The following is an 11,867-nucleotide window of genomic DNA, read 5'->3' on the forward strand; positions in this document are numbered from 1 at the left end:
TGGAAGCACTTAACTAAAAGTCGTTTAAAATACATCATAGGGTAAAATTACATATTTATAGCAGACGTACAAACTGTAATTTAATTTTATTAATATTTAAAAAGCAATATTTTTGTTTTATCAAATGTTAAATTTAATACTTTTGTAAGCCTATCTTTTTGAATTTTTGATAATGAGTGATACGATATTAATAATTGGTGCCTGTGGTCAGATCGGTACAGAATTAACTGAAAGGCTTAGAGTGGTTTATGGAGAACAATCTGTAATTGCTTCCGATATTAGAGAAGGAAGTGAGGATTTTATTGCTTCTGGACCTTTTGAGATTGTCGATGCAGTGGATAAAGATCGAATCTTAGAAGTTATAAAAAAATACAACGTTAATGTTGTGTATTTAATGGCAGCCATGTTGTCGGCTACTGCTGAAAAATATCCACGAAAGGCGTGGGATCTAAATATGACCTCATTATTAGCGGTATTAGACCTGGCAAAAGAGAAACACATTGAGAAAGTTTATTGGCCAAGTTCGATGGCTGTATTTGGCAGCACTTCACCAAAAATAAATACACCACAGCAAACGGTTATGGAACCATCAACAGTTTATGGTATAAGTAAAGTTGCTGGAGAACATTGGTGTAACTACTACCATGAAAAATATGGAGTTGATGTACGAAGCATTCGCTATCCAGGAATAATTAGTTGGAAAACTTTACCAGGAGGAGGGACAACTGATTATGCCGTTGATATTTATTTTGAAGCATTGAAAAAAGGTGAGTTTGAATGCTTTTTAAGTGAAGACACAAGACTCCCTATGATGTATATGGAGGATGCTATCAATGCTACGATTAATATCATGCGGGCCGAAGCTCATAAAATTAAAATAAGAACATCGTATAATTTAGCGGCAATAAGTTTTACTCCAAAAGAAATTGCTGATGAAATAAGAAAACATGTGCCTAATTTTTCAATTACATATAATCCTGATTTTAGGCAAGAAATAGCCAATTCATGGCCGAGAATTATTGACGATTCGAAAGCTAGAAAAGATTGGGGATGGGAGCATACATACAACTTAGCTTCAATGACAGAAGAAATTATTACCAAGCTTAAAGAGCATAAAGATTTACATGTGTAAGTAACTATGAAAACCACGTCTAAGTAAAATATACCGAATAGGCAGCTGTTTTTGATAGGTTGCTTTTGATAAAAGAATAGTTAGATGAAAGAAATTATAGAAAAATCATTACACAAAGGGATTTCGTATGACGCATATAGGTTTTTAGTAAGCTCACTTGTAGCAGAAGGTAAATCTACAGGAGAAAGGCAATCGGAAGAACTGTTGAATTATAGTGTGCTAAACGATAGGAGAATGAGTCGTTTAGATAAAAAAATTACGATATCTGAGGAGGTTTTAGAAGGAGTAAAAAAAATGAATAAACAGCAGACTTGGTTGGTTCTGACAGAAGGCTGGTGTGGAGATGCTGCTCACAGTTTGCCTGTTATAAATAAAATTGCAATGGAAAGTCCCTATATAAACCTTACTTTGGTTTTAAGAGATGAGAATGTAGAACTCATGGATCAATTTTTAACCAATGGGAATAAGTCTATCCCAAAATTGATTGCTTTGGACGAAGAAAATAAAGTGATAGGAACATGGGGGCCAAGACCTTCTGAAGCAACACAAATGGTAAAAGAATACAAAGAGAAAAAAGGGGCATTGGATGCAGAGTTCAAAAAAGATTTGCAAATTTGGTACAATAAGAACAAAGGCAAGAATATAGAAGAGGAGCTAGTGCTATTGTTGCGATAATTAATTTAAAATCTATTTGATCAATATGGTTAATGGGGTTTTTCTTTTGGTATCTTTGCGAAAAAAACAACATGTTTGTAGATAGTGATTTATTGTCTGATAATGCGAGAGTTTGGGTGTATCCTTCGAGTAGAAAGTTTTATGTTCAGGAGATAGATGAGTTGAAAAATAAGACGGAAAGTTTTATTGCGCAGTGGAAAGCAGAGGATAGTGACTTTAAGGCCTCTTATAAATTATTGTATGATCGATTTGTGATTGTATACGCTGAAGAAAATGTACAATTAACCAATTCGGATATTGATCAGCAAGTAGGTTTTATTTTAGAGTTGCAGAATACATACAATGTTCAACTTCTTGATAAAATGAATGTGTGTTTTAAGCAAGGAGAATTTGTACAGTACAAGGATCTAAAGGCTTTTAAAAAAATGCTAAAGAGTAAAGCGGTTTCACCAAAAACGGTTGTTTTTGACAGTTTGATTCAAACTAAGTATGAGCTTGAAAATTATTGGGAAGTACCTATTACTGAAAGTTGGTATAATCGATTTTTATAAGAGCTTAGAATAAAGAAAAACCAATTCCGATAGCAATACTGTCAAGATTACCAATTTTGAACTCCGCTATTTTCTTTCGATTAAAATGTAACCGCAGTATTCCGTTCCAACGATTATCACCTAAAGAGAGAAGGTTAACTGCTGTTTTGTAGTAGTTCCCGTTGTAGAATTTTGTCGATAAACGAAACATTTTATCATAACTGGTTTCAATAAAAAAAGCTTTACTAGTTTTAGCGCTAATATGGTATCGCAAACTGGCATGGGCTGGTATGGAATTATACAATTTACAAATAAATATTTCGCATATCTATTATTTGTTTTGTAGCTATTTTTGCGTTATAAAACTTAACCATAGCTTGGCTATGCTAAAGTTTTATGCCTTAAACTAACTTAAAATAATTCAATACCTATATACGAAATATGTATCTGTAAATCGTATTAATAGAATAATAGCAGTAGTTATGATTTCTTTTTGCATTGAAATAGAAAGGGAAAAAAAGGATGTTTTATTATGGTAAATTCAAATGGTAAATGGTGTTAATATCATTTTAGAGATTAATTTATCGATCGTAACTGTTTATGGTGAAAACGCATCCATAGGTAAAAGAAAAACATGGTGCCAAGGATGTTGTTGGGTAACTTTACCTAAGAATTAGTATAATAAATAGAAAGACATGATTAGAGGGAACTACGTCAAAGGCTTCTGTAAGATGAAAAGTATAACGAACTTATTCGTTTGTTAAAGCGTTGATAAATCCATCAATACTTTGGGCGTTGTCTACAGAATAATTTCCAATTTTGGTGCGTCTTAAAGAAGATAAATGAGCTCCTGATGTTAATGACACGCCGAAGTCATGCGCTAAGGACCTGATGTAGGTTCCTTTGCTGCAAACAACCCTAAAATGAACTTCTGGCAACGTAATTTTAGTAATTTCAAACTCAGTAATTTCTATTTCTCTAGACTTTATTTCTGTGGTTTTACCTGCTCTGGCCAATTCATACAATCTTTTTCCATCTTTTTTAATAGCTGAAAAGATTGGGGGTTTTTGTTGTATTTTACCAATAAATCGCGTTGCTGATGTGTGTATTAATTCTTCTGTGATATGATCAATTGGGTAGGTATTGTCTATGCCTGTTTCTAAATCATAACTTGGAGTGGTAGCTCCTAAAACAAAAGTTCCAGTATATTCTTTTATTTGGCCTTGATATGTGTCTATACTTTTCGTTTGTTTTCCTGTACAAATAATTAGCAACCCAGTAGCCAAGGGATCTAAAGTACCAGCATGACCCACTTTAATTTTTTTAATATTAAATTGTTTACGAATGTTCCAACGAAGTTTATTAACCACTTGGAAGGAAGTCCATTCTAAAGGTTTATCAATTAGTAAAACCTGTCCGTTTTTAAAATCTTCAGCTGTCATTTAAGAAAATAAAGAATACCCTATGGCAATTAAACCTACGATAGCACAATACATTGAAAAGTATGATAATTTACTTTTTTTCACTAGAGTAATCATCCAGTTACACGCTAATAAGCCAGCAATAAAAGCCGCTACAAAACCAGCCGATAATGGAATTATCTCAGTATTTTGGAAGCTAATCTCTCCTCCTAATAGGTCTTTCGCTACTTTACCAAATATTAAAGGAACGACCATTAAAAAAGAAAAACGTGCCGCTTTGGTTCGATCAACACCTAGTAAAACAGAAGTTGAAATTGTAGCTCCTGAACGTGATATACCTGGTAACATGGCTATGGCTTGTGAAATACCAATAAGAACTGCGCTTGAGAATGATACACTTTTATGAGTGTTTTTTGCCTTATCAGCCAATAATAATAATAGGGCTGTAACTAAAAGCATACAACCAACAAATAATATTCTGCCTCCAAAAAAACTCTCTAGCTGTTTTTCAAAGAGAAGTCCAATAACAACGGCAGGAAGCATTGAAAGAATAATTTTTACTGAAAATTGCATTTCTTCATTCCAAGTGAATTGAAAAAGCCCTTTGAGTATTTGAACAATTTCTTTTCTAAAATAGATCACTGTACTTAGCGCTGTGGCAGCATGAAGCACCACGGTAAACGTTAGACTTTCTTCAGGTACCGAAGTATCTCCAAATAATGCCTTTGCTAACTCTAAATGACCACTCGATGATACGGGTAAAAATTCAGTTAAACCCTGAATAATTCCAAGTATAATAGCCTCTAATAAGTCCATGTTTTATTTTTTTGGATTTGCTAAAATAGCATAAATTTCTATCCCAAGTCCAATAATTACTAATGCAGGTGCTAAACGAATTCGACGCCAACTATATATATCTGGATTAAAAATTGCAGGATCGTCACTGCCGCCGCCTGCCATTAAGATAAAACCAAGAGCAATTATAGCTAGCCCAATAAGCATGATCAAATAATTTCGTTTACCAAATAAAAATTCTTGTTTCGTTTTCTTATCGTTTTTCATTGATAGTAAGGTTTTATATGCTATTGATAAAATTAGGATACATCAAAGCTTATTGTTTTTAATAATATAAATCGTTTGTTTGAAGGTTTAAAAAACGTTGGGTAGCAAAAAAGGTGCTTATCCAAGTAATAACAAAAGCTATTAAAAATACACCACAAACAACATAAATTAAAGAAATGTAATCTCTGATCAATTCAATAGTCGGGATGTACTTATCGACATAATAAATTAATATAAATAAGCCAACTAAGGCAATTACAGCTCCTAACAATCCAAGTTTAATACTCTGCCAAATAAAAGGTCTTCTTATAAAGTGCTTGGTAGCGCCTACCATTTGCATTGTTTTTATATTAAAACGTTTAGAATAGATCGCTAGTCTGATAGAGCTATTTATTAAAATGATAGCTACCAACCCAAAAAAGCCACTTAGCACTAATAGCCAAAAACTGATTCGTTGAATGTTTTTTGTTAATAATTGAACCAAAGATTTATCGTAGTGAACATCTGCCACAAAATTGTTTTTTTCATATTTTTTCTCAATTGCAGCCATTTTTTCCGGAGTAACATAATCAGCGTTTAAGTAGATGTCTAAACCATTTTTTAAAGGATTGTCTCCTAAGAATTGTAAAAAATCTTCGCCTAAATCTTTTTTATAAGTTTTGGCTGCTGCTGTTTTGGTTATATAGAAAAGTCGTTTTGTGTGATTCTCTTTTTGTATACTAGCTTTAAATTGTTCTAATTGTTTCTTTGATAAGTTATCTTTTAAAAAAAGGGTCATCACTACCTTTTCTTTAAAATGATTCGCTACTTTGTTTGATTTTAGTAAGATCAAACCGAGAATCCCCATCATAAAAAGAACCAGTGAAATACTTACTACCACAGAAACGTAAGAAGATTGCAAGCGTCGTTTTTGAAAAGAATCAAAAGATGTAGTCATTTTTTTACAAGCTGTATTTAACGCCGCAAGATAATAAATAGTTGCCAGTAATCAATTATCAATTGTCAGCTGTTGTTTATTACTGCATATTTTTCAATAGACGTTTATTTCTTTCTAAATCTCTTGGCAAAGCTCTATGAGTACACCATTGGTTGTTTTAGGGTGTAAAAAAGCAACCAATTTATTGTCAGCTCCCTTCTTAGGGGTTTCATTTAAAACGGTAAATCCTTCTTTTTGCAAACGTTTAATTTCTTGTTCAATATTGTCTACATCAAAGGCAATATGATGAATGCCTTCCCCTTTTTTCTCAATGAATTTTGCAATAGGGCTATCGGGTTTAGTTGCTTCTAACAGTTCAATTTTGTTTGGACCTGTTTTAAAAAATGAAGTTTTTACTCCTTCGCTTTCTACTGTTTCGGTTTTATAATGTGGTACTCCCAAAAGAGAAGTAAATAGCTGATTAGATTTCTCTAAATCTTTCACAGCAATCCCTATGTGTTCTATTTTATTCATAGGGTAAAAATATAAAATATACCGTATTATTATAGGTTTTCTAAAGCTATTTTGTCTGCCAATATCATCATTATATCTGATCTGTTTATTTCTGAGGAGATCTGAATAGTAATAGCTCTTAATTGTTCGTGGTTGCAGCAGAAACTCCAAATTTGATTTAAGAAAAGTGTAAAATCCTCATTAGGATCATATTTAAATTCTTTTGTTTGGTAAATCAGCCCCAACAGTTGTTGTATGCCCGTGGTAGCATTTTCAATCTTTTTAGTATATAATGAATAAGTTTCCCATAGGTCTTGTTGTGCTTGTGTTAAAAGCGAAGCAGCCAGTTGAAGGTGTTCTTTTCTCTTATTTCCATTGCTTGAGGGAATAAAAGAAGAGAGTTCACTTCTTTTAACAGAAAACTTTGAAGCTTCAGGTAAGTTGAGTTCTTGGTATACTTGCTCCGTAGCCAGTAACCAGGTCCCGAAATTTCGTATGCTTTGCGAACTCTTTTTTTCTATCTGATTAACAATAGAATGGATTTCTGATAATTGCTCTTGTAAATTGTTAGTGATTTTAGTAACAGATTTTCTCATGTTTACTCAGGTAATAATTTTGATTCTCTTTCTCCGTCGTTATTTTCAGAAGTATACCATTCTAAACCCTCTTCATTCAAAGTCATTTTAATTTGCACCATATTTTCTGGCCTTATTTCCTGTAGCTTATGGGCTTCCACAATTACTTTAGTATTTTGTTGTATGAGTGCCTTTTCTTTGATTAGAGGCTTCAGTTCTGAAAACAAATGGAGTGTTAGTAGTTTAAAATCAATTTTTTGATTAAATATAGCAATGAATCTTTCAGTAACTCTTTCTGAAAATTGTTGTAAAGATTGGTCTTTATGTTCTGATGCTTTGATGTTTTTCTCTAATAAGTCTGTTTCCTCAGCAATAAATGAACGAATTGTATTTGAAATTTTTCTACTGAAAGCACTTGTTTTTGAAATGTCTTTTAAAATATTATAGGCTTGTGAGTTAAATTCTATATTATTAATAGGTTCATAGTCTTTCTCGTAATTCTTTTCAACTTCTGCTATCGCAACAGGTATTGTTAATTCTACGTTTTGTGCTTTGAACCTTGGTATTGAAAAATGTTTTAATAATTCGTGTTTTGAAAATTTTTCTGCAATCTCTAATGATTTTAGGTCAGACATCAGTCGTGCTTCAGAGATACTTGTGGCAATACCACCTAGATATTCATGTAAGTTTACCATAATAGTTTGTTATTTTGAAAGAGGTTACACTGGAGCTAATTCAGTGGTAACCTCTTTAGTTATTTATAAATTAAGCAATAGCAGCGATGCTGTCTTCAAGCATGTCTAATATTCTACTTAACCCTTCAGGAAGCTCATCATTAACGGCTTTTACTTTAACTCCTAAATTGTAAGTTTTGTCAACTTTCACACCTTGTGAGGTGTTTCTTTTATAAGAGGCAGAGGCTTTAAAGTTTACCATTTTATAGTTTATCCCTAGCTCTGCGCTTGCGGCAAACTCCGAAGAGATATTACGTGTTTCTGTTGAGCTCAATCTAGCATTGAAATCAATATTAACTTCGTCAATACGGATCGAAGGAATGGTTAGCATGGTTAAAAATGGCACCTTTATTTCTACTTCATTTTCTAAAAATGTATTGGTGGTGTCAGTAGAGGCTGGAAGACCTTCATCAGATAGCTGTTGAGCGGTTTTTCCTAAGTGTGGATTTGGTACCGATTTTTTGTATTGAAAATCTACGTAGCGAAGTGAATCTACGGTTGCTGGGTCTCCATCATCTTCAAAACCAACTTCTTTAATAAAGTTTACGGTTGACATAGATGCGGCGGTTTGTGCTTGTATAGCTGCTTGTAATGGGCCTCCAATATATACATTGAAGTCTAAACTGTTTAACTCTGGAACTAAATTAGGCATATTATTATGTTTTTTTTGGTACCTACTCTTTTAAGGCTTTTCGGTTTACGCCCTTTGTGATTTGAAATAACTAATGACAAAATTGAGATAAACAATTGATCTGTTGGCTAGTGTATTGGCTAGTATATCAGTGTGATATACTGTAGTTTTTGGTAGTGTTTTACCTGTGAGGCGCAGCGTGGTTTAGAGGGGGCATAATGGAGGTATATATTTGCGAAGAAGAATAGAGGTTGTTTTGTGTTCTATTCTTCATTTTGGGGAGGTTACGACGAAGTATTTTTTTGTTTAATGCTTGATTTTTTAAAACAAGAGTAGAAGACTGTATAATTTCTGAGGTTAAGTACTATTGGTTTTAGGGTGTTTTCCCTGTTAATTAAACGTAAGTCCTTGATTTGCTATGGTAAGGCTAAAAATGATTTGTTTTTACAAAGAACAAGAATGTATATTTGAACGAAATAAAAGCCAACTATCATGAAAAAAAATAATTTTTTAAACAAGTTTATAGATCAGTTAATGGGTTTATTTAATAAGAAAAATGCGTGTAAAGAGTGTCTAGAGCAAGGAGGTGATCAAGGTGTTTTTTGTTATAAGGATGAAGGAAGAACAAAAGAGATGTTGAGCTACTCAGAGATTATTGAAATGCTAAAAAGTTATGATACTACAAGAATAGAACCGATGGAAAGAGCGTTGGGCCATGAAGATACTCGAATAAACACCTTTGATTTTAATCAATTTAAGAAGTATTTAGGGCATATTGAAAATTTGAGTAAAAAGACACATATTCGAATATCAGGAATAAGCTTTATTGCTGGGGTAAAAGCTCAGGATATAGATGGAAAACAATATACTAGTTTAATATATATGCCAAGTACTCTTGTTGACGGAAATGAGGTGCTATTTGACCCTGTGCAATCTGCTAAACAAGGTAAGGTGGTAACCTTTAAGGAAATGCTTGAAAAGTATGGGTATAATTGGATTTATGATACCGCAGAAAAGTATGCGCAAGAAAAAAGAAAAAACAATAACTATAGTTCACAATTGCTAGAAAAGCAAACTGTTGCGAAGTCTTTGATTTCCGATGATGGTTTTAGCGATACTAGTGGTGCTGGTAATTTTGGAAATATTACACCTCCATATAATTAATTATTTTATGCAAAATGAACTTATTCTCCTTTCTCTTTTCGTTCAAGTAGTTACTGCTTTGTTCAGCTTTTCTTATTTGAATAAGTATAAAATACAATATTATTATATCCTTCTCTCTATTTTAGGCGTGACAGCTGTGGTTGAATTCTTGGGGTACTATAACGTTAAAATAGGGAAGTCGGGATCTAATTTATACCTTATTTATAGTTTTTTGCTTTTTAATTTAATTTCTACCTTCTATTTTGTGGTGCTAAAGTTAAAATGGAAGGTTAGGTTAATCGTCGCGTTGAGTGTCTTTTTTAATACAGGTATTGTATTATTCATTGGTAGTTATATTTCTATAAGCTATTTAATTATTATCGGGTCATTTAATACTAGTATTTATGTTTTTGTTTATCTCAGAGAATTATTAATTTCTGATAGAATTTTAAATTATAAGAAATTATTACCTTTTTGGGTATCAGTTGGGTTTTTAGTGTTTTATCTACCTTCCGTACCGTTTTTTAGTATGCTTAATTACATGAAAACAAGAGGTTTGTTTTTTGTGTTAAATATATTGATTATATTTATGAACCTCATAATTATATATGGCTTAATATGCAGCAAGAAGGAGGAGAAGTACTGATTGTAACAACTGTAATTATTGTAATTATAGTTGTTTTTCTTGTAATCTTATTTACGGTATTTCAACGTCGTAAAAACAAATTGTTATTAGAACGGGAAGAGATTAAAAAGAATTTTGAAAAAGAACTTGCTGAAACACAAATAGAGATACGAGAGGAAACATTGCGAAATATAAGCTGGGAGTTACACGATAATATAGGGCAACTTCTTGCCTTAGCCAAAATACAATTACAACAAGTTTCTGCGGATAATTTAGAGGATGTCACAGAAACAATAGCGAAGAGTCTTGCCGAAATACGGGCCTTATCAAGATCAATAAATCCTGAGTTTATTAACAATATTAAGTTTATGGAGGCCGTAAAACTGGAAGTTGAACGGTTTAATAGGTTGAATTATATTAATGCAAGTTTAACTGTTTTAGGAGAGGAGAAAGAGATAAATCAAAAGCATGGAATTATCATTTTTAGAGTGTTACAGGAGTTCTTTTCTAATACTATAAAACATTCTAAAGCTACTGATTTAGAGGTGTTTTTGAAGTTTGAAGAAGGTGTTTTAGAAATTGTTGCAAGGGATAATGGTATAGGTTTTGAAGTAGATAAAATACCCGTAAAAGGCATTGGTCTGCAAAATATAAAAGCGAGAATAAAGCTGGTAAATGCTAAAATAATGTTAAAATCGGAATCTCAAAAAGGCACAACTTTAATAATAAAGTATTATCTTTAAACTTTCCCCAGAATGCAAATATAAAGTGTAATGTAATCTAACCTTACTATATTATGAAATATTCAGTAGTTGTTGTAGACGACCATACGTTGTTGTCGCAAGCAATTGAAGGTATGGTAAATACCTTTGATAAATTTAAAGTTCTATACACCTGTAAAAACGGAAAGGAATTATCAGGGAAATTTTTAGGTTCACCTAAAAATGTACCAGATATAGTACTTGTGGATGTGAATATGCCCGTTATGAATGGCATAGAAACAACGCAATGGATTGTAGAAAATTATCCCAAAGTTCATGTTTTAGCCTTATCAGTAGAAGATGCAGATGTTACCATTTTAAAAATGTTAAAAGCCGGAGCGGTAGGGTATTTGTTGAAAGATGCTCAAAAGGAAATATTGGAAAAAGCATTGCTAGAATTGTTGGAAAATGGTTTTTTCCACACAAAAGAAGTGACTAATTTATTGCTAGATTCTGTTTCAGGTAAAAACGGAAGAGCAACTATTCAGTTTAAAGATAATGAACTAACTTTTATGAGACTGGCTTGTTCTGAGTTGACATACAAGGAAATTGCTGAAAAAATGTTTTTAAGTCCCAAAACAATTGATGGCTATAGAGATACTTTATTCACAAAATTAGATGTTAGAAATAGGGTAGGATTGGTGATGTATGCTATAAAAAACAAAATTTATACTCCTTAAAACCTGACATCAAGAAGAAAATAATCCGTAAATTTGCAGTATGGAAGAAACGAATAGACAGCGTAAAATTGCTGGCGTACTGCAACAGGATTTGGTAGACGTTTTGCAACGAGCCGCTCAAGATGGGATGAGAGGGGTCATAATATCTGTATCGAAAGTATCGGTAACGGCAGACTTAGGTGTGGCAAAAATATACTTGAGTGTATTTCCTTCTGAAAAAAGGGATGAAATTATTGAGGGAGTAAAATCAAATACACCGTTAATTCGCCATGAATTAGCGCAACGTACTAGAAATCAATTAAGAAGGATGCCTGAGTTGTTGTTTTTTGGAGATGATAGTTTAGACTATATAGAGGAAATAGACAATTCGTTGAAAGGGAAAGATGGTAACCCTATTAAAAACCCGGATATTCTTCCAAAACGTCAAAAACGTTAGTAGGTTGCGGAGGTATAAAAAAACACCTATTTT

At 32.6% G+C, this 11,867-nt stretch carries 16 protein-coding genes; 7 read left to right on the plus strand and 9 right to left on the minus strand.

The annotated features are described in order from the left end of the window. Positions 1 to 172: 172 nt before the first annotated feature. The 3 genes from AC2TDS_RS14145 to AC2TDS_RS14155 all read left to right on the plus strand — a co-directional run bounded on the left by AC2TDS_RS14145 (position 173) and on the right by AC2TDS_RS14155 (position 2,358). The gene (locus AC2TDS_RS14145) at positions 173 to 1,132 is read left to right on the plus strand and encodes an L-threonine 3-dehydrogenase, SDR-type (protein ID WP_484736226.1); all 960 of its coding nucleotides are present in this window, start codon (positions 173 to 175) and stop codon (positions 1,130 to 1,132) included. An 84-nt stretch (positions 1,133 to 1,216) separates the two neighbouring features. Beyond that, on the plus strand, positions 1,217 to 1,807 hold the full coding sequence (locus AC2TDS_RS14150; protein WP_484736227.1) for a thioredoxin family protein: 591 nt from the start codon (positions 1,217 to 1,219) through the stop codon (positions 1,805 to 1,807). A 71-nt stretch (positions 1,808 to 1,878) separates the two neighbouring features. Continuing rightward, positions 1,879 to 2,358, plus strand: a complete 480-nt coding sequence (locus AC2TDS_RS14155; RefSeq protein WP_484736228.1) for an ABC transporter ATPase — start codon at positions 1,879 to 1,881, stop codon at positions 2,356 to 2,358. Between the two features lie 4 nt (positions 2,359 to 2,362). Here AC2TDS_RS14155 and AC2TDS_RS14160 read toward each other — a convergent pair whose 3' ends face one another. From AC2TDS_RS14160 to AC2TDS_RS14200, 9 genes are all read right to left on the minus strand, one after another. Next, positions 2,363 to 2,641, minus strand: coding sequence for a hypothetical protein (locus AC2TDS_RS14160; RefSeq protein WP_484736229.1), 279 nt, complete (start codon positions 2,639 to 2,641; stop codon positions 2,363 to 2,365). Positions 2,642 to 3,086: 445 nt separating this feature from the next. Beyond that, complete coding sequence (truB, locus tag AC2TDS_RS14165; RefSeq protein WP_484736230.1) at positions 3,087 to 3,779, minus strand: tRNA pseudouridine(55) synthase TruB; 693 nt, start codon at positions 3,777 to 3,779, stop codon at positions 3,087 to 3,089. After that, positions 3,780 to 4,574 carry an undecaprenyl-diphosphate phosphatase gene (locus AC2TDS_RS14170; RefSeq protein ID WP_484736231.1) on the minus strand — a complete coding sequence of 265 codons (795 nt, stop codon included), beginning with the start codon at positions 4,572 to 4,574 and terminating at the stop codon, positions 3,780 to 3,782. Between the two features lie 3 nt (positions 4,575 to 4,577). Then, on the minus strand, positions 4,578 to 4,820 hold the full coding sequence (locus AC2TDS_RS14175; protein ID WP_484736232.1) for a DUF3098 domain-containing protein: 243 nt from the start codon (positions 4,818 to 4,820) through the stop codon (positions 4,578 to 4,580). Positions 4,821 to 4,878: 58 nt separating this feature from the next. Next, entirely contained in the window at positions 4,879 to 5,757 is an 879-nt protein-coding gene (locus tag AC2TDS_RS14180; protein WP_484736233.1) for a cell division protein FtsX, read from the minus strand. 114 nt (positions 5,758 to 5,871) lie between these two features. After that, a complete protein-coding gene (mce, locus tag AC2TDS_RS14185) occupies positions 5,872 to 6,270 on the minus strand; it encodes a methylmalonyl-CoA epimerase (RefSeq protein WP_484736234.1) in 399 nt (132 codons plus the stop codon). 29 nt (positions 6,271 to 6,299) lie between these two features. Next, on the minus strand, positions 6,300 to 6,845 hold the full coding sequence (locus tag AC2TDS_RS14190) for a hypothetical protein (protein ID WP_484736235.1): 546 nt from the start codon (positions 6,843 to 6,845) through the stop codon (positions 6,300 to 6,302). Between the two features lie 2 nt (positions 6,846 to 6,847). Next, on the minus strand, positions 6,848 to 7,519 hold the full coding sequence (locus AC2TDS_RS14195) for a hypothetical protein (RefSeq protein ID WP_484736236.1): 672 nt from the start codon (positions 7,517 to 7,519) through the stop codon (positions 6,848 to 6,850). Positions 7,520 to 7,589: 70 nt separating this feature from the next. Continuing rightward, positions 7,590 to 8,210 (minus strand): DUF2589 domain-containing protein, encoded by a 621-nt coding sequence (locus AC2TDS_RS14200; RefSeq protein WP_484736237.1) that lies wholly within the window; start codon positions 8,208 to 8,210, stop codon positions 7,590 to 7,592. 471 nt (positions 8,211 to 8,681) lie between these two features. Here AC2TDS_RS14200 and AC2TDS_RS14205 point away from each other — a divergent pair, with 471 nt between their 5' ends. The 4 genes from AC2TDS_RS14205 to rbfA all read left to right on the plus strand — a co-directional run bounded on the left by AC2TDS_RS14205 (position 8,682) and on the right by rbfA (position 11,834). Next, entirely contained in the window at positions 8,682 to 9,353 is a 672-nt protein-coding gene (locus AC2TDS_RS14205) for a hypothetical protein (RefSeq protein ID WP_484736238.1), read from the plus strand. A 597-nt stretch (positions 9,354 to 9,950) separates the two neighbouring features. Then, a complete protein-coding gene (locus AC2TDS_RS14210; RefSeq protein ID WP_484736239.1) occupies positions 9,951 to 10,700 on the plus strand; it encodes a sensor histidine kinase in 750 nt (249 codons plus the stop codon). A gap of 50 nt (positions 10,701 to 10,750) precedes the next feature. Then, a complete protein-coding gene (locus AC2TDS_RS14215; RefSeq protein WP_484738960.1) occupies positions 10,751 to 11,398 on the plus strand; it encodes a response regulator transcription factor in 648 nt (215 codons plus the stop codon). A 40-nt stretch (positions 11,399 to 11,438) separates the two neighbouring features. Then, positions 11,439 to 11,834 carry a 30S ribosome-binding factor RbfA gene (rbfA, locus tag AC2TDS_RS14220; RefSeq protein WP_484736240.1) on the plus strand — a complete coding sequence of 132 codons (396 nt, stop codon included), beginning with the start codon at positions 11,439 to 11,441 and terminating at the stop codon, positions 11,832 to 11,834. The last annotated feature ends 33 nt before the right edge of the window (positions 11,835 to 11,867 follow it).

The organism is Tenacibaculum profundicola, assembly GCF_057220795.1.

Coding starts and splice junctions, on each gene's coding strand:
- AC2TDS_RS14145 (WP_484736226.1), top strand. CDS start 173: ATGAGTGATACGATATTAATAATTGGTGCCTGTGGTCAGATCGGTACA.
- AC2TDS_RS14150 (WP_484736227.1), top strand. CDS start 1,217: ATGAAAGAAATTATAGAAAAATCATTACACAAAGGGATTTCGTATGAC.
- AC2TDS_RS14155 (WP_484736228.1), top strand. CDS start 1,879: ATGTTTGTAGATAGTGATTTATTGTCTGATAATGCGAGAGTTTGGGTG.
- truB (WP_484736230.1), bottom strand. CDS start 3,779: ATGACAGCTGAAGATTTTAAAAACGGACAGGTTTTACTAATTGATAAA.
- AC2TDS_RS14170 (WP_484736231.1), bottom strand. CDS start 4,574: ATGGACTTATTAGAGGCTATTATACTTGGAATTATTCAGGGTTTAACT.
- AC2TDS_RS14175 (WP_484736232.1), bottom strand. CDS start 4,820: ATGAAAAACGATAAGAAAACGAAACAAGAATTTTTATTTGGTAAACGA.
- AC2TDS_RS14180 (WP_484736233.1), bottom strand. CDS start 5,757: ATGACTACATCTTTTGATTCTTTTCAAAAACGACGCTTGCAATCTTCT.
- mce (WP_484736234.1), bottom strand. CDS start 6,270: ATGAATAAAATAGAACACATAGGGATTGCTGTGAAAGATTTAGAGAAA.
- AC2TDS_RS14190 (WP_484736235.1), bottom strand. CDS start 6,845: ATGAGAAAATCTGTTACTAAAATCACTAACAATTTACAAGAGCAATTA.
- AC2TDS_RS14195 (WP_484736236.1), bottom strand. CDS start 7,519: ATGGTAAACTTACATGAATATCTAGGTGGTATTGCCACAAGTATCTCT.
- AC2TDS_RS14200 (WP_484736237.1), bottom strand. CDS start 8,210: ATGCCTAATTTAGTTCCAGAGTTAAACAGTTTAGACTTCAATGTATAT.
- AC2TDS_RS14205 (WP_484736238.1), top strand. CDS start 8,682: ATGAAAAAAAATAATTTTTTAAACAAGTTTATAGATCAGTTAATGGGT.
- AC2TDS_RS14210 (WP_484736239.1), top strand. CDS start 9,951: ATGCAGCAAGAAGGAGGAGAAGTACTGATTGTAACAACTGTAATTATT.
- rbfA (WP_484736240.1), top strand. CDS start 11,439: ATGGAAGAAACGAATAGACAGCGTAAAATTGCTGGCGTACTGCAACAG.